The sequence below is a fragment of the Methylobacterium sp. WL6 genome (genome assembly GCF_008040095.1).
In the GTDB taxonomy this organism is placed as follows: Bacteria; Pseudomonadota; Alphaproteobacteria; order Rhizobiales; family Beijerinckiaceae; genus Methylobacterium.
Genome location: NZ_VRVH01000653.1, coordinates 1 through 669, shown reverse-complemented (window position 1 = coordinate 669; position 669 = coordinate 1). Strand labels below are relative to the sequence as shown.

Sequence of the window (669 nt, the reverse complement as noted above, 5' to 3'; positions counted from 1 at the left end):
GCGGGCGCGGTGCTCGAAGCGGGCGAGGCGGACGCGCCGCTCCAGCGAGAGCGCGTCGCGGCCCGGCGGCATCGCGATGATCTCGGCGACGCGCTCGCGCTCGCGATACAGGCTTTCCAGGGCCGAGCCCGCGAGCGTGGCCGAATCGAGCCGGTCGGCGAAGGCGGTCTCGTGGCAGGCGCGCACGATCTCGGCTTCGAGCAGCAGGCCCGGGGCGCAGGCGCGCCGGTCCTCATCGTAGGCGGTCTTCAGCAGCGTCGCGGTGCCGCCGCCGGTGAGCGCGAGGCTGATCGCGACCGGCCCGCCGTCGACGGCCAGGATGTCGGCGCGCGCCCCGACGGGCCCGTGCGTCGGCCCGAACAGCGCACGTGCGAAGGCCGCGTGCTCCGGGCGACAGGCCATCGCCGAGCCGGCCGCGCCCTTCCAGCCCGCGCGCTCCAGCGCGAGGAAGGCGGCGATCGCCCGCTCCAGGCCCGGGCCGGAGGTCGCCGTCTCGAACGTCACCGCGCCGGCCTCGCTCAAGCGTTTGGCGCGGCGGCGCAGGTCCTTCAGGCGGGCCCTGTGCGGGTGGCCGGCGAGGAAGGCGTCGTGGCTCGGGCGCCGGTCGAGCACCGGGCGCTCGAAGGCGGCCACCGTGGCCCGGCGCCAGCCGGCGCGGTCCATGGCGGC

At 77.7% G+C, this 669-nt stretch carries 1 protein-coding gene; it reads right to left on the bottom strand.

Features of this window, described 5'->3' with window-relative positions; all coding sequences use genetic code 11:
* A partial coding sequence (locus tag FV230_RS29020; protein WP_147844805.1) for a GNAT family N-acetyltransferase occupies nucleotides 1-669 on the bottom strand: 669 nt, incomplete at both ends.